The sequence below is a fragment of the Methanobrevibacter sp. genome, from assembly GCF_030539875.1.
Lineage (GTDB): Archaea > Methanobacteriota > Methanobacteria > Methanobacteriales > Methanobacteriaceae > Methanocatella.
In genome coordinates, this window is sequence record NZ_JAUNXI010000012.1 from 17,678 (window position 1) to 39,998 (window position 22,321).

General features: G+C 33.8%; 8 protein-coding genes. 1 reads left to right on the forward strand and 7 read right to left on the reverse strand.

The annotated features are described in order from the left end of the window. Positions 1–12: 12 nt before the first annotated feature. From Q4Q16_RS05870 to Q4Q16_RS05885, 4 genes are all read right to left on the reverse strand, one after another. Entirely contained in the window at positions 13–720 is a 708-nt protein-coding gene (locus Q4Q16_RS05870) for a DUF2162 domain-containing protein (RefSeq protein WP_303346795.1), read from the reverse strand. A gap of 49 nt (positions 721–769) precedes the next feature. Beyond that, a complete protein-coding gene (locus Q4Q16_RS05875) occupies positions 770–5,884 on the reverse strand; it encodes a cobaltochelatase subunit CobN (RefSeq protein WP_303346796.1) in 5,115 nt (1,704 codons plus the stop codon). Positions 5,885–6,153: 269 nt separating this feature from the next. Then, positions 6,154–7,518 (reverse strand): MATE family efflux transporter, encoded by a 1,365-nt coding sequence (locus tag Q4Q16_RS05880; RefSeq protein ID WP_303346797.1) that lies wholly within the window; start codon positions 7,516–7,518, stop codon positions 6,154–6,156. Between the two features lie 274 nt (positions 7,519–7,792). Beyond that, a complete protein-coding gene (locus Q4Q16_RS05885) occupies positions 7,793–9,079 on the reverse strand; it encodes an O-acetylhomoserine aminocarboxypropyltransferase/cysteine synthase family protein (RefSeq protein ID WP_303346798.1) in 1,287 nt (428 codons plus the stop codon). Between the two features lie 75 nt (positions 9,080–9,154). On the opposite strand from Q4Q16_RS05885, the gene Q4Q16_RS05890 reads away from it, so the two are divergent. Beyond that, complete coding sequence (locus Q4Q16_RS05890) at positions 9,155–9,298, forward strand: hypothetical protein (RefSeq protein ID WP_303346799.1); 144 nt, start codon at positions 9,155–9,157, stop codon at positions 9,296–9,298. A 165-nt stretch (positions 9,299–9,463) separates the two neighbouring features. On the opposite strand, the gene Q4Q16_RS05895 is transcribed toward Q4Q16_RS05890, so the two are convergent. From Q4Q16_RS05895 to Q4Q16_RS05905, 3 genes are all read right to left on the reverse strand, one after another. Continuing rightward, positions 9,464–14,596 (reverse strand): Ig-like domain-containing protein, encoded by a 5,133-nt coding sequence (locus tag Q4Q16_RS05895; RefSeq protein WP_303346800.1) that lies wholly within the window; start codon positions 14,594–14,596, stop codon positions 9,464–9,466. A gap of 94 nt (positions 14,597–14,690) precedes the next feature. Beyond that, a complete protein-coding gene (locus Q4Q16_RS05900; protein WP_303346801.1) occupies positions 14,691–16,781 on the reverse strand; it encodes a right-handed parallel beta-helix repeat-containing protein in 2,091 nt (696 codons plus the stop codon). Positions 16,782–16,905: 124 nt separating this feature from the next. Further along, on the reverse strand, positions 16,906–22,314 hold the full coding sequence (locus Q4Q16_RS05905) for a PQQ-binding-like beta-propeller repeat protein (RefSeq protein WP_303346802.1): 5,409 nt from the start codon (positions 22,312–22,314) through the stop codon (positions 16,906–16,908). Positions 22,315–22,321: the final 7 nt, after the last annotated feature.

Sequence of the window (22,321 nt, forward strand, 5' to 3'; positions counted from 1 at the left end):
TTAATAATCACCTTAATCCAAATAGCTGTTATTCTTAAAGTAAAATCCGCCTAAAAACATTATCATAATCATCAATACCAGTACCGCGATTAAATATTCGGGAGATGCAATTTTTATTGCATCCATAGGATTCTGCATCATAGAAGTGATGTTCGGTAAAAATAATGCAGATAATAAAAAGTAAATTCCTAAAAATAGCATAAAATTTCCCAAAACAATAGGATACGGTTTATTGATAAACTTGATAAGATAATTTGATGCAAAATATGTTAAAACAATAGTTAAGACTAGTGCAGCTGCAACGTAAACACTTAAGTTTAAAAGGCCCAAACCTATACTTGGAGCCACCAACATGATACTTACAATAATTGATCCAAAGCAGCATGGGCAAGGAGCTACAATCGCCATACATGTGGCAGTGGCAGTATTCTTTTCAAAAACTTTATATTCTCTAATTGTGAAAATCCCTGCTAAAATCATTATAATGGCCATGATTAAAAAGAACTCAAAATTATAAGAATAAATTAAATCTGTAATTTGTTCTGTGAAAAATGATGATATTTCTGTCAATATTAAAACACCACCACCATAGCCTAGTGAAACTAAAGCCAAATATTTTTTTGACATGTTGGCCAGTCCTGTAGCCAGCCCCAATTTAATTCCGAATATCAATACAGCAGATAAAATTCCCAGCTGCCATAATACATTAATTACATCCATTTTTTCCCTCTTTAAAAAAAATAAAAAAAGATGAACAAATCATCTAATTTTATAATTTCTCATTGAAAAGTTCATCTAAATTATTGCCTTTTTTATCTTTCTCATCATCTCTAAAATAACCGACTCCAATTATAAGAATCAGACATATGACTCCTAAAACAGCAAGCAAGCTCATTCCAACTTCACTTGCAGATTGTTGAGTTACAGGATTGATTTCAATAGCTTTTTTAACATCTGCACCTTCATAACTAGAAGCACCTGCACTTTCACTTGAACTGTCTTTTCCCACATCAGAAACAGCGTTTCCTTGTGAATTTTGACTATTGCTTAATGAAAATTTATTGGAACTTGTGGAAGTTGCATTACTGGACATTGTTGAACTGGATGAAGAACCTTCCACAGGATTTGGAGTTGAAGGGTCTGCTTTAGGATTATCAGTATTTTCAGGTTTGACATTTGGGTTATGAGTATTATTTAAAAATACGGGATTTTCAGTTGCATCATATAATTTTGGCAATAGCTGTGCTAAAATATCAGGGTTTACATATCTAACCGCCCATTCCATCATTGCTATATTGCCGCAGCTACAGTCACAACATGCAACACCATTTTTAACTGTTGCCTGTGCCCATGTATTTGCAATATCCCTTATTGTTGCCTCATCAGCATTCCAATATCCTTCATGAATTGAATTTAACATTGTTCCACTCATAGAAATAAGAGAATATGCATTATTTCCACTCATTAACCACTCTTTAACGCCAAGATTATGTTTATCCTTAAAATAGGTATTATACACCCTATTCCATAAATCATCTGAAACTGAGCTTGGCCTTGTTACTTGCCATCCGAATAAATTGCTGATGAATTTATTTGACATGTAACGGGCACCTCCATATCCTTCTTTCATCATTGCCTTAATCCATTCCGGATTGTCATATCTTGAAGCGATTTCACGATACATGACTTCTTCAAGTGAAGAGATATATGCATTATTCTTATCGGCATACATCAAAACATTCATTTTTGGGTTTTTGCCGGAAATATGTCCAACAGCCATTGATAAGCCTCCCCAATAATCAAAGAAATCATCATTGTCCAATACGCCATACTGATTGGTATTACGGCTTGTTATGATTGTATCTGAATTTGACAGTGCTCTTAAAAATACTAAAGGATTTGTATCTCCCCAGTACTTTTTGGAATACATGTTTCCCATTCTTCCCAAATAGAATTGGGCTAATTCATCAGTGTTGTTCCAAGTCCATGACATTGACACCAGTTTTGATATTCCAGCACCATAATCCCCATTAGGCGGAGCAAATATGCGGGTAATTGCACATTCTCCTGCATAGGATGCATTATAACCATTATCCAAATAGAACAAACAATAATTAATCCAATGCTGAGCAATATAATTGGTTTCTAAGGCTTCATTTGAAGCACCATAATAATTTATGCTCTCCATGACTTCGTCCAATGCTTGTTTTAACTCCATGCCATATTTTCCATTCATCAGAGTTTTATTGTTAATCAATGTCAAATATGATCTTGCCAAGGTTACTCTAAATGCATTATCCATTAAAATTGATTGGGAAGAATACAAATCTCTGAATAATCCGCTAGTAATTACAGTAACATCTATTCTTTTTTTAGCCCATCCGTCAGGACGGATTAAGTCATTTAATTTGATAACTTCAGGCATTGCTCCGACTTTTTTTCCGGTAGGATTTCCTTCGTCATCAAAACCTGCACTTGATGAATCTGTCCAGACAGGTTTCATACCCAATAAATAAAGAACAGTTGAAACTAAAGCACCATCATCCCTTGCGGTTTCAACACACCAAATTCCCATAATGATTTTTTCGGTAGTGTCATTCAAATCAGCCAAAGTTAATAATGCAAGAGTTTTTGCATAATTCCATGCATCCTGTGTTGGAAGCTCAGATGACTGATCCTGAAACATGTTTGTACCTGTCGGAAGAACACTTGGCTTTGCAACAATTTCTCCCCCTTCACCGGTAGGAATATATCTGCCGTTTAAACCATCAAGCATTGCATTTAATTCATTGGAAATGCTTTGATTAATTAAATTTATATAACTTTTAGCTAAATTCAAGCAAGCATAGAAGTTAGAATTATCAAACTTAACATTTTCATTAATCAATACCTTATTTACAGTATCAACATCCCAATAAATCAGCGCTTTACATATATCATAAGATTTATCCAATACGAATTCCCTTTCAAATGCAGTTAAATCACCATATGATTTTGAATAGTAATAATTAGAAAGTTCCCTAAATAAATTAAGTGTTCCTTGATTATTTTCTAAAACTAAATCACGGGAAAGCATTGCAGAAACTGTACTGGCAATATCCTTTTCATTCCAATATTCGCCTAATGCATGAAGACCCAATGGATAGAGAGTGTCTTGAGTTGATTTTAGAAATGTATTGATTTTTTCTATTAACAAGCCAATAGATATGCCCTTTATCTGGCTTTTGTTAAGTCCCAAATTGGCAGAATAATCATTGGCAATTATCAAATCCTGTATTTTTTTCTCCAATCTTGTTTTTTCAGAACTGCTTCCCGCTTTTTGATAATCATTTACCAGATTGGCAAGAACAGTTAAATTGCCGTATAAATGAGTATAGGACATTGGAGAAGTCAGATGAGAAATAATAACTGCAAAACCTCTTCTTTTAGCTTGAATGGCTTCACCTAAACCGTCGCTAATATAGAAATACAATTGAGGCACATCACCAACAACAACTGATCCATAATCAGTTGCGGATAAAAGAATTTCTTTACCTGGTAACCATTCATGTGTCGCATGTCTTCCAGTGAAAATCATCGCATTTGGGTTTCTGGTTTGCATGTAATAATATGCCGCCAAATATTGATGTGTTGGAGCAACAGCAGTACAATGGTAAAGGTTTTTAATATCAGACTCCCATCCTCTTTGAGGTTCTGGAGCTACAAATATATTTCCAAAAGTCAATCCCGGAATGACAAAGTAATCAGTGCCGTTTTTGTTAACTACCATAACATTTCCCGGAGCTTCACCCCATCCATTTAAACCTTGGATGTTCAATTTCTTAAATTCATCAAAATATTTTAGATATGATTCATAATCGCCTTGCAAATGAGAATTTGCATAATCTTTTAAAGATTTAACAATATTGGATAAAACCTCTTTTGCTTCAGCTGATTTTTCATCGGGAAGTAAAGAGACTACCTGATTATACCAATCGTCAATTGTGCTTCCGATTGTTTTGGTATAATTTAACTCAACTGCCCTTTTAGTTAACTCACCAATATATGCAACGGTCCCGTTAGAAACTTGTATTTTAACAATGTCGTCCAATGAGTTAAACCATGATGTGTATTCACTTACTGAAAGTAAAGTTACACCCGGCCGGTTAGACAGTTTTTCAAGTTCTCCAGGCGCCCATGTAGCGACATTTATGCCGCAAGAAATCATTAAATTTTCAAGTTCGCTAACATTAGTTGGCAAAGTTCCAACTGAATATCCTGCAGCTTTCAAAGTATAAAGCATGTTGTAAATACTTTTTATTACATCCAAATAACTTGAACCTATATTTTGTTTTCCAGGAGGATAATTATAATAAATTATTGAAACTAATTTATCTTTGTTTAAAGTGTATCTTAAGTCTACCCATGAATTGATTCTATCAGCAAGCAGCTCGATATTTCTTTCATGGGAAATATAAGTAGTAATTTGAGCCCCAGTTAAATTAGACATATAACTTGAAGCGCCACCAATGAATGTAGCGTCAATTATTCCTTGTGTCTCGGCAATGGTAATATGCCACCATTTATCACTTTTTTCTGTTGTCAAACCAGTAGAACCTAATTCCCACTGTTCATTTGAAACATAATCTGAATGAACTGCTCTAAATACTGGAACACCTGCCTCTTCAAAAAAGGATGTTGCCTTTGTGAAGTTTTCTCCGCCGACTCCATAAGCCACCATCGATACTATTGCATCAACATAAACATCAAAATTAGAAGAATTAGATAAAAATCCGGAAATGTCATTTCCCGCACTTGTCCATGATTCAACCATAACCATTAACTGTTCAGCAGAACCTCCTGCAGCAAAAACAGGAATTACATTATAACCTCTTGACTCTAAAGATTCAATAATTGAATAGCAAGTGTGCAGCTGCTGAGATTCAATATACATGGTACTTTCTAAAATTCCAACTGTCCTGTTATTGGATGGGTTGAAAAAAGTAGCCGTATATTCCTCTAAGGAGTACCACCTATCCCTATAAATACCATAGCTTTTACTGCCTGTAAATGTTGGCTGTTCATATTCAACATTAACACCCAAATAATTTAAGACAAATAAAATCTGATTTTTTAAATTGTTTTTATCATTTAAATCCTTATAAAGGACTAACTGATTTAAAATCGGATTGAAATTTTTTCCGTCCTTATTTGTCAAATAATCATTAATGTTAGAATATGAATTGCCTCTTTTAGTATTTTTAAAATAGTTGATCAGCTCTTCATTAGAGTTGTTTATAAATATTCTATTATAGTTCAAGGTATTGTTTCTAATCAGATTCAAGGAACTAGATCCTGAATTTAAATTGCCTGAAGGAGGTTCCAGTATAAGGAATAGCTTCTTATTTGACAAATCAGGATTTTTTACCAATACACTGGTCAATACAGAATCAACATCACTACTTATCCATTCACCAATAAATGCGTCACAGTCGGATAATAAATGAATCAATTCCTGTTCATTCATTGATTTTACCTGATTTCCATTTCTGATAATTAATTTTACTCCATTTAACCTGCTTTCATTGTCAAGTTCAAAACTAGCTTTATCCAGAATATTTGTTCCGGGATTATCGCTGATTATAAATACAGTAATATTTTGAGAATTCTTTAAATTTTCATTTGGATTTTCTATTGAAATCTTATTAGAGACATTACAACCACCATCATCTGAAACTTCTAACAAATCATGAGCGACTACCTCATCGGCTGATGCATTTTCAAGCTCTGCATTGCCAATAACGTCGTTACTCTCAGCAAAAGCTAGCTGTGAAAAAAAACAAAAACAAAAGACTGCAATTAGAAGTATCACAAACATTTTTGGTTTATTTCTAAAAAATTTCATTTAAATTTCTCCTTTAAGATTAAAGGTAAAAAATTTTAAGTAGTAAATCTAATTAGAAAAATATTACTACCATGAATAGGTTTATAATAAAATCAATATATATTTTTCTAAAAAAAGTATTACTAAAAGGCTTTAAATCAAAAAAATCGTAATAACAGTCCTCTAAATTTATAAACAATAATACAAAGTTCATAAATAAGTAAAATAAAAGTAATACTAATCTAATAGTAATACCAAATCCATTAAATTAATAAAAAAAGTAATACTCTTCAGCGGGAAAATTCCTTTCTGAATTTCAGATTAAATATCCATATGCAGATAAAGCCAAGCAATGAGCCGATATTCATTCCTATTATTGCTCCAAGATATACTCCAAAGATTCCCATGCCAAAGGTGATTCCCATCAAGTAAGCAAATGCCATACTTAAAACTAACTCCCTAAGTATTGTAAGGGCAAGTGATTTGAACCCTGAGCCGACACCCTGATAGGCATAGGCCGCAGTTGCTCCAAAAGGAATTAAAAAGTTATAGAAAACCAGCAATTGCAGAATCTCTGCTGAACGATGAACCAATTCAGAGTTGTTTGATGTGAAAGTGAATATGTCGCAGATAGGATAAGCGAAAAAGAAAAATACCCCGCTAAATATTAATGTAATGGCCAAGCTAAGCAATGTTGAGTATTTGATTGTTTCATCAAAATTTGAACCGTTACGGGCGCCATAAGCAACACCTGAAACAGTTATAGTGGCAATTCCAATGGCCATACATGGCAAAAATGCCATTGACATGAATCTCCAGGCTATTGTGAAAGCCGCAACCTCACTAACTCCTGCAGTAATCATAATCAAATAATTTAAGATTATTGCAACAACAGCAAATATGATTTCTTCTGTTCCTGCAGGAAGTGAAACAACAAGGATTTCCTTATATATTTTCCATTTGGCCCTGTAGTAGTCAAACTTAAACTTGAAATATGTGTCTTTTTTAATATAAATCCAGTAAAGCATCCACAAAAGTCCGATAAATGAAGCTATTACAGTTGCAAAACCTGCTCCGAAAATTCCAAGATCAAGTGTGTAGATAAAAATCGGATCAAGAATCATGTTTAAAACAGCCGTCAGGATTAAAGGATTGGTTGCCCGTTTTACATCTCCCTCTGCCCTAAATATGCTGGCAGTCACATTAGGAAGCAAAAACACGATATTGAGCAGAAATATGATTTTCCCATAGCTTAGGCAATATGAACTTACGCTACCTGCACCGAGCAATATGACCAGGTCCTCTAAAAAGAACAATCCGATTATTAAAACAAGAACAGAAACAATAACAGTCACTATTATTGAGTGCATGACTGCATTGTTTGCATCGTCACTCCTCTGCTCTCCAATGTATCTTGAAATTAATGAATTAGCACCTGCACCGACACCGCTTCCAAGACCGATGATGACCAGGTAAAGCGGAGATATAAATCCAAGCGCCGCAAGAGCATCTGCATTGATTCCTGCAACCCAAAAGCTATCAATTAGATTATTTAAAAACATCAAAAGCATTGACAATATAGTCGGAAAAGCCAATTTATTAATGGCTTTTCTAGGACTTCCAATTATCGATTCGATGTTTTCATTGGTTTGCATAACTATTATATATTGAATTTTAACCTTAAACAATTATCGAAAAAAAGTTTCTGCACAAATATCTTTGATTAATAATGCCTGCACCATCTTCCTTAAAAGTTTTTTTAATATCCTAATTTGAATTATTTTCTAGATACGAATAATTTTTCCAGTTAATATATCATTTAAATACATTTAAAGCTTAATAAAGCCTATACTAATCATTTTCTTTAAAAATCGCATATCCGTTGAAATAATAAAAAAAATAGAGTTTGAAAGTTAAAAAACCTTCAATTTAAATTTTATCTAAAGCCTGTCCCACATCAGCCAAAATGTCTTCAATATCTTCAATACCGACAGAAAATCTTATTAAATCAGGTGTTACGCCGGTAGCTAACTGCTGCTCTTCAGACAATTGAGAATGGGTAGTTGATGCAGGATGGGTAACTAATGATTTTGCATCGCCAATATTTGCCAGAAATGAAATCAATTCCACATTTTCAATGAACTTTAAAGCTCCTTCATAACCTGCTTTAAGACCAAATGATACGATTCCGCCATAACCTTTCTCTGCATATTTTTTAGCCACCTCATGGTTCGGAGAGGATTCCAAACCTGAATAGGTTACCCATGCCACTTTAGGATGCGCTTCCAGATATTGGGCAACATCCATTGCGTTTGAAGCATGCCTTTCGATTCTAAGTCCGAGGGTTTCCAAACCCTGCAAAAGCAAAAATGAGCCGAATGGAGAAGGAACAGCACCAGTATCTCTTCCAATGACAGTTCTGATTCTTGTTGTAAAAGCAGACCCTTTAAAGGATTCTCCAAATATCAGTCCATTATAAGTTTCATCAGGTTCAGACAAGGTGGGAAATTTTCCGCTCATCCAGTCAAAGTCGCCTTTTTCAATGACGATTCCTCCAAGAGTGGTGCCGTGACCTCCAATATATTTGGTTGCAGATGATGCGATAATGTCAGCTCCATGATCAAATGGCCTTACAGACCCAATACCTACAGTATTATCTGCAATTAAAGGAATTTCATGAGAATGTGCAATTTCTGCCAGTTTATCAAAGTCAGGAATATCCAATTTTGGATTTCCGATAGATTCCACATAAATTGCCTTTGTTTTATCATCAATAGCATCTTCGAATAATTCCGGAGACTGGGAATCCACAAAAGTTACACTGCGGCCCAATTCTTCCAAAGTGTTTTCAAACAATTCATATGTGCCCCCATATAAATTATCTGCTGAGACAATATTGTCTCCTACTTGAGTTAAATTGATAATTGCATAAAAAATAGCTGACATTCCGCTGGCAGTTGCATATGCTGCAGTTCCTCCTTCAATAGCAGCCATCCTTTTTTCAAAAGCTTCAGTGGTAGGGTTTGAAAGTCTTGTGTAAATGTTTCCTTCTTCCTTAAGTGCAAATCTATTTGCAGCCTGACTGGATGAATCAAATACATAAGAAGTGGTTTGATAAATTGGAGTTACACGTGAACCGGTCTCGTCAACCTCTTCCTGACCGGCATGTACGCCAATTGTTGAAATGTTTTTCTTGTTTTTAATTTCATATGCCATAGTAATCAGTTAAATTATTTGTGGTTTCATCATATTAAATCATATCATTAAATCTCTCAAAGGCTTTAGAGACTGATGGTTGAAAAACAGGCACTGCCCTTATCCAAATTCTTGACTGATTTGAAAAATTACTCTGCAGCTAAACAAGCAGATATCAGACAGCATATCCGAATTGAAGTTAGATGCACCTATTCCTTTTGTAAATCCCAATTCGGATAATTCTTCTAAAGCCCTGCCTGTGCCGTAATAATCTGAAAACGGTTGGCTGATAAAAACTTTTTTGACGAATATGAATTCTTGAAATTCCTTTAAAACACCAATTATATGTGTAACGCCAACAATGCGGTTTAATTGAAACTAAAAATAATGAGATTTGATAAAATCTCATTTAACTACCAATGACTTTTTAACAGTGTCTTTCAGGTAAGTTACTGTTAAAGTATATTTTTTGCCTATTTTAAGATTTTTAGCAATTGAATTCTTGATTTTAAATGTTGCAACGCCTTTCTTGTTGGTCTTGGCTGTGATTTTTTTGCCTGCAATTTTTAGAGTTAGCTTTTTGTCTTTCATGTATTTCTTATTCACCTTTTTTAAAGAAACCTTGACTATTTTAGCAGACTTTTCCACCTTAATATTTTTGATGATGGACTTAACAACAACCTTGTTTTTAACAGTTACTCCACCATAATTGGCTGTTATGGCATATGTTCCAGGTTTCAAATTGATTTTCAAACCTGCATAACCGTTTTTATCGGTTACTACAGTATATGTTTTACCTGCTATTTTGAATTTAACATTTATTCCAGTACCTACAGGCTTGCCATTGTTTGTGTATGCCCTAACCTTATAATACTTGTTTTCACAATAGTTCTTAGCCAAATCATTATTTCCCATCAACCTGTTGAAGATGTAAATTCTGTTTTTGGCGATTTCTCCTGTTTTTGGATTGATTGCCTGAATGAGGTAGTTGCCCGGCTTGAAATTAATGTTCAACCTGGAAATACCATTTGGCAGTGTAGTTGCAGTGAATGTCTTGTCGCCTATCTTAAATTTGACCTTTGTATCTGCCAGCGCCCTTCCGTTGGAATCCAGGAAAATTGCAAAGTACTGGGTTGAGGTTCCATAGAGTTTAGTAACATCAATTCCGGTTACGGTGGTTTTAACTTCAATTGAGATGTTCAATTCCTTTGACAAGTATTTCTCAGAGCCGTTATACATGACTGATGCAATATAATTGCCTACTTTAAGATTTAAATCCAGATAAACCTTACCATCATCATCTGTTGTTAACTGGTAAACCTTATTATTTAATTTAATGTTTATGATTTGATTTTTCAACGGATTATTGCTTGCATCAGTTAAAACTGCTTCAAGCTTCTTGTCTGCCCCGTAATACATTGTAATGTTTCTGGAGTTCAGATTTACGCCAATCATTTCATCGACTCTAAAAGATCCGCTTACCCTTTCATGAGTGTAGTTTTCATTGCCTTCATAAATGGCTTCATAATTGTATGTTCCGATTGGAAGTCTGCCTATGACAAGACTGCCTTTGCCGTCACGCACATTAACTCTATATTCACGGGAATGTAATTTAACAATAACCTTATCAGTTAAATTCACATTTCCTGAAGTCAGTCTAACGCTGACAGTTACCCTTTCATTGACAGTGACATCCTTGATTTCAACATGCAATCTGGTTTTCTTTTGTGAAATGTTGATTACATAACTGGCATTTGATGCATGATAATTGTTATCGCCTTTATAATAGGCCTTAACAGTATATACTCCAGTATCCAGTGGTGAAATATACCACAATGCAATCGCTTCATCAATCACCTTGTCCCTTGATGTGTAATATCCTGGCATGCTGAATGAAACAACACCAGTTGCTTTTGGGGACAAGTAAGCGTAAATCAAAATATTCTCCCCAAGACCTGCATCAGCCTCAATGCGAATAGCTGACTCTGCTTTAAACACATCAAATCTGGTCGAACTGGATGAGCTGATATAGTAAGCATTTCCTTCATAGACGGCAGTCAGATTATAACTGCCTGCATTCAAATCACCTAACTCCAGAACCGCTTCACCATTGCCGATACTGACAGTTTTGGTAATGTTTCCTATTGTGAATGTTACATTACCTGTTGTGTTACTGTCAAGTTTGGCGGTGGCCTTGAATATTTCACCATAGACAATATTATTTAATGTTAATGAAACTGGACTTCTTAAATCCCTGATGTAAAAACTGGAATTCAGTGAATTCATGTTGTAGTTAGCATCACCGCCATAGGAAACGTTTATTGTGTGGTTTGCCCCAGAAATGTTTGATACAAACAGAACTGCACGATTATCTTTAATTTCAACTACATATTCCACTCCGTCCAAAACAAACATTACATCACCACTGGCGTTATTGGATAGTGTCAATGTAATGTTTGCATCTTCACCAGAGATTACATTACTAACAGCCAAATCAAATAGGGAATCTGCTTTCCTGACATTGAATTGTGAAGATTTACTAGAAGAGTTGAAGTAATCATTAGTATAATGGGCATTTAAAGTATATGTGCCGGCATTGACATATTCAGCGATTAATACAGCCTTTCCATTGACAATATCAACAATTTCACTTAAAACATTGGAAATTGTAAAATTGACTCTTCCATTTACGTCCTTATCAAAGCTTGCAGTAAATGTTACTTGATTGGCGTAAGTGGCATTGGTTGATGTAAGGTTAAAACTGATTTTTTTAACTTCGACAACATTAGTTACCGTTTGATTTTTATAATTTGCCTTAACTGTGTAGTTGCCTTTTTCCAGATTTAGCTTAAAGTATCCGTAACCGTCATCATTTGTTGTAACATTGTATAATCTATTTTCGAAGTTGACTGTTACTATTCTTGAGGGCAGCGGCACACCGCTAGGTTCAATCAATCTAACTGAATAATTAAAGTCATTGTGTTCATATGATACCACATCACCACCAATCAGTATGGCCTCATCGGCAATGCCTATTGTTGTATTCCAATCCGCTTCTGCCCAGTAGCCATCACCCTCATAGTAAACGTAAATGTAATTGGTTCCCTTATCATAAGTTACCTGGAAATTGGCCTGTCCATTTGTCAGATTCAATTTGTATATTTTATAGTTAATTATGACACGTACTTCACCGGTACAGTTCACGTTGCTGGTTTTAACAAGAATACTGCCTTTAAAAGTAGTTTCATTATAGTTTACTTTAACATCCAATGTTGTCGGATATTTCAGGACACTGAATGATGCTGTGGACATGGCTTTTGAAAACTTGGCATTTCCGTCAAAAATCAATTTTAAATTATATTTTCCATCTTTTAAATTAGAAACAGTAATGGAAGTTGTTGTATCATTCAAAAATATCAGATAATTGTTGCCGTTGATATTTAAGATTGCCTCTCCTCTCAAATCATCTGGTGTAACTGTGATTTTAATGGTCTGTGTCTCACCAAGCATTATATCCGGTGCTGTGATATTAAACACCGGCGTGTATTTCTTGATTTTTAAAATGCCGCTGATATTGCATGCTTTGAAAAATGCGTTTTCCATGTAGGCTATTGTAATATTGTACTCTCCCTCACCAAAACCTGTCAATGAAATCTTATTTACCTGATTGTCATATAGATAAATCATTTTCTTTCTGATGCCGTCAACATATAATACTGCTGTTGATTTGGATCCTTCAGGCTGGAGCTGAACATTAACATAGAAACTTTCATCAATGAAAAACTCAGGAATTTCCAGATTCATGTAGGTGTCTCTTTTATTGACAGCGACCTTTGAAGTATGGTATGATTTAAAATAATTTTCAGTACCATTAAATGATATTTTTAACTCATAATTTCCAGGATTTAAATTGCATATTGTATAATTTGCACATCCATTTTCTAGCGACATATTGTACTGATTATCGCCAATACTGAGTATAATCATTCCATCCGGATTTAAATTATCATCACCCTTAACATTGATATTAATGTTTAAATCATCCATATAACTTAGATTATTATTTACATCAACTATGATGTTTGTTTTTATTTTTCCCACATCAACTTCAACGATTTTGGTAAAATCATTTAAAATCACAGGTATCCTATATAATCCTTTCACCTGAGTATCACTATAAGTATAGAATAGCTGATCTGTTAAATTGTAAATGCCACTGTTGATGTTGATTTCTACTTTTGGAATAAAATCCATATTTAAGACACCCTGATTGTTTGATGTCCATTTGACAGTGATAGTAGCAGATTGGTCAATATTTAAAGAAGAATAATCTGGACTTATGTTTAAAACCAGCCAACTGTTGAGTTTTTCATCCAAATTAACGGCATTTGTAACATATGGATTTTCATTTGAACCCCACCAGTTATTGTCAAGAGAAATCATATCTCCGCTGCTGATATAAACATCCTTTGATACTCCTTCAAAAGGAGCGTTTCCCAAAAAGAGATTATAGGACAAGTTTAATTTGCCTGAACTGTAGATTGTAGGTGAACCCCTGGTCGGTGTTGAGTAAACTCCAGTGTTGTTTCTAAAAATATTGCCATGTGCAGTTAATGTTCCTGCATTATAAATTGCACCATAGACATACTGGAAATTAGCCTTAGAAACGACACTGTTCTCAATTATTGAATTGGTTAATTTGAATTTGCCAACATTATAAATCACCCCTCCCCTTGACTCCTGTGCAGAGCGGGAGTTAGTAATTAATGTGTTATCCATTATCAAATCATTGTTGTTGTAGATTACACCTCCGTATGAAAAATCATCACTGTCTGATTTTAGAAATTGGGACTGATTGATTACCAGTTTTCCATTGTTGTAGATGCTTCCGCCATGGGAAAATAGCCCAGAGGTGGAATGTGCGATATTTGAGATGAATTTGGAATTGACAATTGTTAAAGTGCCGTTGTTGCTTATTGCACCACCATAAATGTACTTGTTGTTGGCACTGTAATCCAGAACATTTGACTGGAAAGTACAATTATCAAGCATGACAATTGCATTTCTTATTTCCAGTGAAGAACCATAAACAGAATCAGGATAATTTATACTGTAAGATTCAGGAGATTTGTAAGCATTAATAAACTTAATATTTTTAAAAGTGACTTTAACATTGCCAGTTATTGTAAACAAGTAGTTTTTAGACTCCCCATCGATAACTGTATTGTTTCCAATGAAATTTAGTGATTTATCAATAGTGATTCTTGTGTTTTTATCACCTCTGTAAGTATCGCTGCTTAAATATATGTCCGTGTTGTTTTCTGCATTGTCTACTGCCTGACTGATTGACTTAACTGGTGTTTGAATATCACCATTATTTAAATCATTGCCTCCTTGATTATCAACATAAATTGATGAATCCTGATTAATATCCTCTAATTCCATTGCATCATTCGTTTCAGCACTTACATGTGAAATGCTTAATACCAATGTAAGTAAGAGGAATATCAGTATTGTTTTTCTTAAAATCTTTAACACCTCAGAAATTTATCGCCAATGTTTTAATTTTTGTTAAAGATATTATATAAAAATATTGAAAAAAAGTAGAACAATTAGTCAAAAATATTTTTGACTAATCGAAATTTGAATTTTTACGTCTATAACCAACAATGAATAATATCAATATAGCTATTACATAAAATATTGAAGGTATAAACTCACTCTTGGTTAAATCTTCAAGTTCATATGCTTTTTTGGAAACACTTGGAGATTCACCACCGGATTCTGATGTGGCGACTAATGATTCCAACCCTGCATCTGACGGGGTTGCATCAGTATTGTTAGATAGATAATCAGATGAAGTAGTGACCGTTATCAGGTTGGATGAATTGCTATACGAATTAGAATTGCCTCCATTAGATACTTCACCATTAACACCATTACCATTCCCATTATGGCCATTGTCTGTCGATGTGTTGATGATTCCTGGTGTGTACAACCCACTATTGTGTGAAGATGTTCCCGGAATCAGCGGATTATAGTTCGGCTTATCCTTATTGTTTATAGGATTAATGGATGAACCCTCAATAACATTGGAAATTCCATTATTGTTGACTGGAGTAGTATATGAATACTCCCCACCATTGTCAATCTTATTGTTTTGATTTGCAAAGTAATCAAAAGCCCTTATGACCTGGTTGTTTTCGAAATTGATGTTGTCATGATTTGACAAGTCACCATATCCAAAACCGTCATAGCCGTTTTTTGCCTTATCATTATATGATACCAGCAAATTATCTGCAACAGTTGAATTTACAGAATTCAACAGATACACTGATTTAAAACCGTCACTGAATACAGTATTGTTTTTAATTGAATACTTATGATCACCATCTGTAGACTGACGATAGCTTACACCAAAGATATTGTCATCAACATTAACTGGACCTACACTGTGCACTTCAATAATATTGTTTTCAATTATTGCATTTGAATCCTGGGATTCGATGCCTGCCACCAATGCCCATTCATGGGTTCCTGCAAGACCTGTAACATTAATGCGATTATATGTTATTGACAACTCCGTACTGCCATGATAGTTCTGAGAATATATTCCAATGTTTGGACCGTTTGAAAATGAATACAGGTTGTTTTTTGTTATATTCACTTTAGTAATTGGCCCTGAAATCTGTATCGGATAAGCAGTTCCCGCAGCCAGTCTTCCACCAGTAGTTACCATTGAAATGTCATTATTCATCACAGTTAGATTATTCAAATTATAAATGTCAATCCCATATAAATAATTATCAAGACCTGGATATGTGACAAAATCACTCATGTGAATGGAATTGTTTGCAATTAATGCATTGTCACACTTACTAATCAGTAAACCATCTAAAGTAGGATATAATGAATCCGGACGGTAGTTGACTTCAGATATAATCTTATTGTTAATGAACTTTAAACGATTGCAGTTTTCAAAACCTACTGAAAGAACAAAGTCAGAGTCTAGACTTGTACCATGAACACCATGATTAACATCCTTTAAAGGCAATGCAGTTGTAATAGTATTGTTCTCCATGAGAAAATCATCATAGTTGATTACTTTAACTGCATAGTTGTAAACTTTGGCATTGTTGTTGTGTCCTTCGAAGTTTATTCTTGAATTTGTCAATCGCAAATTCATTGAAGATGGTCTGTTGCCAACTCCGCAGATTGCATAAGCCTCAGTATTTAAAGGAACATTGTAGTTGATGTCAAGATTGTCCAGATTCAAATTGTTGCCGTTGAACAATATTGCAGCACCATCATTATCACTGAAATCAGAATCCAAATCAAACTTGAGATTGGCCAATGAAACGTTGTCCTTTGAGATGTCGAAGACAGTGTTTTTAAGGATTGCATTTTCACCTTTTATTGTGACATTTTTGGCATTTACGGATAACTTGCCAATATTATTGAAGCTGCCCTCAAAGACAAAAGTCTTGCCATCATAATCCTCTGTTAAAGTATTGTCCTTGAAATACTCATCAATATTGTTTGGTGTAATGTAAACCGTATCGTTTACCACCAAATCGGGTTTATCGGGAGTGTCAGGTACAACAGGTGCTTTAAGAACTTCCGTTGAATTGTCAGTCAAATTGACCTCACCTGCCTGAACAAAAGACATTGCCAAAATCATTAAAAGCAATCCGAAGATTAATTTTCTTCTGAAACCTATCACCTCCTAATAATTTAAAAAAAAATTGAATAAATATAATATATAATTTAGTAAATAATGATTTATATTTTATTATATATAAATTATTTTTTTATAAAAAAAGAAGTTAGGGATTTAGAAAATCCCCTTATTTAACAACGATTTTAACTTTTTTGCTTGCGGCCTTGTAACTCTTGTTTCCGGCGAATTTGATTGTTGCAGTGTATTGTCCTTTTTTGTTTAGCTTATTGATTTTGAAAGTGGCCTTACCTTTACTGTTAGTGGTTGCCTTGTAGGTTTTGTTTTTGATTTTAATGGTAAGTTTGACTTTCTTGATTGCGGTCTTGCCTGACTTTAGAGTTACGGTGTATTTTTTGGTTTTTGCTTTTGCTTTAAAAGTTTTCTTTTGGGCAGTTATCTTTGACGGCTTTTTAACTATTTTAACTGGCTTTTTGACAGTTACCTTAACGGTTTTGGTAAAACCTACGTATTTGCTGTCACCTGAGTAGGTTACAACTGCACTGTAGGTGCCGTCAGCTAATGAGATAGCTGCCTTTCCATTAGCCAAGGTTCTGGAGTATGTCTTGCCATTTACTTTAATAGTTAATGTTCCAGTAGCATCACCAGGTAATCGGAGTGTCACTGCAGAACCAGACACCTGTGTTGATAAAGAGGCGATTGCCTTAACTGTGAATGTGGCACTTTTACTTGTACTGTTGAAACGCAAGTCACCAGGATAAGTTACATTGACAATGTAAGTTCCAGCACTTAAATTAGGAATTGTCTTAAGAATTGTACCGTTAGATATTTCAAAAGAATAAACAATATCATTTAAAGTGAATGATACATTTCCAGTGGTCCGATTGTTGATTTTGATGGTTATTAATGCATCTTCACCTTCAACAATATCCGATACAGAAACTTCCAAATCAGGATCAGTTAAAGTAGCATCGCTTAAGGCAAACAGCCTATTGTCTTCGCTTGTAACATAAATGATTCCATCCTTATTCATGACAGGAGTTCCGGTGATTTTAGATCCTAAATCGGATTTCCACAACACAATGCCTTCCGGACTGATACCATAGAACATCTCGTTCGAAGCGAAGTATAAATTGTGATTGCCATCAATCAGGATGCCTGAAGTAATGTTCAAATCACTGATTAAGGTTTCCTCACCTGTGAAAATATCATATCTGAATAGATTGCCTTTGCTGTTGGTGGCATATACTCCTATTTCATCATCGATTAGCAATTTATTCCCTGCACCACCAGTGATTATTGTATCCCATACGTGAGCACCGTCCTTTGTGTAAGCAATTATCGAATCATCCAAAATAGCATAGATGATATTGCCTTCGCCGATTACAGGGCGGACATTCTTAAAATCACCACTTTTAATAAAAATAGGCCTCTTATTGTGTGCATCTATAACCATAATACTGTTCACGCCAATGACCACATACATGTCATCATTGACACTAGGAGAAGCAGCTGGTTTGAAATTGCCTAAGCTGACTAAAACCGGATCACCTCCATTTTTCCATAAGCTGTAAGGAGTGATGACAAGATTATAGCTTGAGCTTTCATACTGGTATTCGCTTACTGAGTAGATATTGGCATTTGAATCTATTATCGGTGCAAATAGGCTTGATGCCTGATAGATATTTGAATAACCATATTTTTCACCATTGCTTTGGTTGACAAAGTATACTGTGTCTCCGGCTCTTGGTGAGATAATTACATCACGTCCAATTGCAAGACCTGTGAAATTACCCATACTGCCATGGGATGCATAAATCCATCTCAGATTACCTTCATTATCATATGAATATATCCCATCTGCTGTTGCAACATAAATGTTGCCTTTGCTGTCAATTACAATATTAGAAACAACAGTGCTGTTGAGTTTAGCTACCCATGAAACACCACCATCGCAGATACTAATATCTTCAGATTTTTGAGTGTTTTGACTATTTGCTCCATCACTAACCCACTGAGGCAAATCAAATTCTTTTACCTCAAATGAAGTGCTATTGCATACAGTATTATAATTATCACCATTGAAAATAGCCGAGATTGTATAATTGCCAATATTTAGATTTTTAAGAGTGTAGGTTACCTCACCAGACATTGGAATAACTAAAACATTCCCATCAATAGTGAAATTACCTTTAGTTCTAGCGGGAACATTAATAGTAATAACTGCATCATGCCCAATATAAATGTCTTGAGAGTTCATAGTAAATGATAAATCACCACGAGAAACATTCATATTAGCTGTTGTGGTTTTATTATAATAATTGTCATCTCCAGTATAGAATACTGATACCTTATGATTATCTCCAACATCAACCCCATAAATTGAAATCATAGCATGACCATTCTCAACTTTAGAGGAATTGGTAATGTCTCCAACAGTTGCAGTTACAAAACCGCTAGCATCACTGTTTAATGTAACATTAACAATACTTGCTTCCCCATAACTACTATTATCAATTGAAACACTAATATTTGGTTCTAAGTTATCTACTTCAAGTAAAATCGAATCTTGACTAACAGCATACTGTTCATTACCATTATAAACTGCTTTTATGTAATAATCTCCGCGAGTAATATTATTGATAGTGTAGGTAGCCTGAGCATTATCTAAAATTAAAGTTTCTGTTATGTTATTAACAGTTAATGTGATATTGCCTGCTGTATTTTGAGAAGTTGTAATAGTAATTTTTAAATCATCTCCAACAACAATAGGGTCAGTTGTAATTTTAGTTGTTGTAGCATATTTGTTTACACTAACTTTAGATGTTAGTGTTTTATTTGCATATTTTTTATTTCCTGAAAATACAACCGTAATTTCATAATCCCCCGCACTTAACCCATCAAATTTAAATGAGTTATATTGGGTTAATTTAGTTAATGATTTTCCACCAACACTAACTTTATAAGTACCACTACTTTCGGCAATGTCACTAGGAGCAAGAATTAAAACTTCTAAACTTTGACCACACATAATATCTGAAGCTTTAATAACTAAGTCTGGACTGACTTTGGCGAAATCAAAATACAAATCAAAGGATATGTCATTATATCTTGCAGTTAAAACACCTCTGCCACTATCGGTTTGAGTATAAATAACATTAGAATTATAATTCACCAAATTCTTATTAACCGTACCATTCAAAGCACTAATTTCTAAATTAAACTTAACCAAATAATCATATTTGCTGATGGAGTTATCTTCAACAAGATAACAATTAAATTGGATATTGCTAGATTTCCCTAATTCCAATACATTAACATCACTACTTGCATTTAAGTACAACCAATTATTAATATTTAAATTGGTTGGTTTAGAAATGTTGTTTAAAGTATTACCCCACCAATTATAATTCAAATCAATATTATCTACATTATTATCAATAACTTTACTATTATTTAATAAAATAGAATTTTCAATACTGGCAAATCCATTATTGTAAACAACAACATTATTATTAGTGAAAATTGATTTTACAATATTTACATTGTCCGCATCAATAATAGCAGAAACATTACAATTATTGAAAATACAATTGCTAATGCTTAAATTGCCTTTAGATTGTTTAACAAAATACTCCCCAGTCAGATTACAAATATTAATATTTTTTAAAGCAAAATTGTTAGCATTGACAAGGAATGAAGTATTATTAATTAATATTACATCACTACTTCCAAAAATTGTTAAATCATGAGTGATTTGGAAATTTTCTTCATCATAAACACCATCCAGTATTACAATATTAGAATTATTATTTAAAAGTTCAAAAGCTCTTTTAAGAGTATTTACAGGAAACTCTCTTAAACTACCGTTGTTGTCATCATTACCTATGCTTTTAGAAACATAGATGTAACTACCTGTAGAAGCAACAGTTTCCACATTAGATTTTTGATTAGAAATAGTCGGAATAACATAAACATCACACATGGTAAAACCATCAAAATCAACATCAAAAATATTACTATCAACAGTTTTAACATATTCCCCATTTACATAAACCTCAAATAACGTTTTATTTAAAATATCCAAATCATAATATTGGGGATTAGTTAAACTAACAGTGACTTGTAAGGTGGCCTGATTTTTACCTTCTTTAATTTTTCTAAGATTTAAACTAGAAAATTCAATAGAATTACCATAAAAATAATTATCCTCAATAATAGCTGAAGACCCTTCTAGATTAACATATAAAACATCACCCACTCGAGTGTGATTAATGAAAATATTATTTTTAATAATTACATCTGGAGAACCATATTCCCCAGCAGCATTAGCTGATATTGCAGTACCATGAGCTGCAGAATTAGCAATAAATGTAGAATTTAATACAACAATAGAACCTTCATCCATAAATGCAATTGCACCTCCTGCACCAGTACCTTCAGTAGACAATTCATCCAATGCCCAGCATAAATTCTCATTTTTTTCAAATAAACAGTTTTCAATATAAATATGCGGTTTGGATAAGTACGCACATGCACCTATTGCGCCTCCACCACTATTTGTAGTACAATTATTACCCCTGAAAACAGAATTATAAATTTGTAAGTAACTATAGGTGTATAATGCTCCACCATTCCATCCTGCTACATTATCTGTGAAATTTGAATCATAAATTGTAGTATTGCCATTACTATGAGTATGTATTGCTCCAGCCCACCAGAAAGACCTGTTTTTAACAAAAGTAGTGTTATAAACAGTTAATTTACCACAATTATTAATACAACCAGGTTCCGTTTTAGCATAATTGCCTTCAAAATAACAATTTCGAATAACCATGTCTGTAGTTTTAACACTATTTGGGTCATAAATACTTACAGCACCAAAATCAGTGGTACAATTAATAAAAGAACAATTATCTAATGAAGCAGTTCCCTTTTTAAGATATAAAATAGATGAATGACCTTTAGAAGTTTTCACATAACTAAATTGACAATTTTTAAAAGTATTGGTTCTTTTACCTCCCATGCGAAGAAATACCCCATCTGGACCATAATCAACAGATATCCATTTAAACTCTACATTTTCCATACTGATACCAGATTTATAATTATCCGGTACGACTATCGCAGCATACTTAATTGACGGAGCATTAGAAGAATTATAACCTATATAAGAACCTTCACTTCCAATAATTTTTACTTTATTATAAACTTTTATTTGATAATTTGAATCATCAGGATCAGTTGGATAGAAACTGGTATTCTCTTTCAATTTTAAAGTATAATCATCATCCTTAAGTGAACAATAATACTGCAATTCATCCCAATTATTTACAACAATTACATCAGAGCCCCCATCTTTCAAATATTCCTGAGAATTACTTGATTTAAGAACAGGACTTTGATTATCCACATCTTCTTGAAAATCATCTAAATTAACCGAAGCTAATTCATTTTGAGTATTAACAGATACTTCCTGTGATACTGCAGTATTTGCATCATCAACTTCACTAGCCGATACACAATTAATTCCAACAAGTAACAACAATAATATCAAAATGAAAAATTTAGAATTCATGATTGGA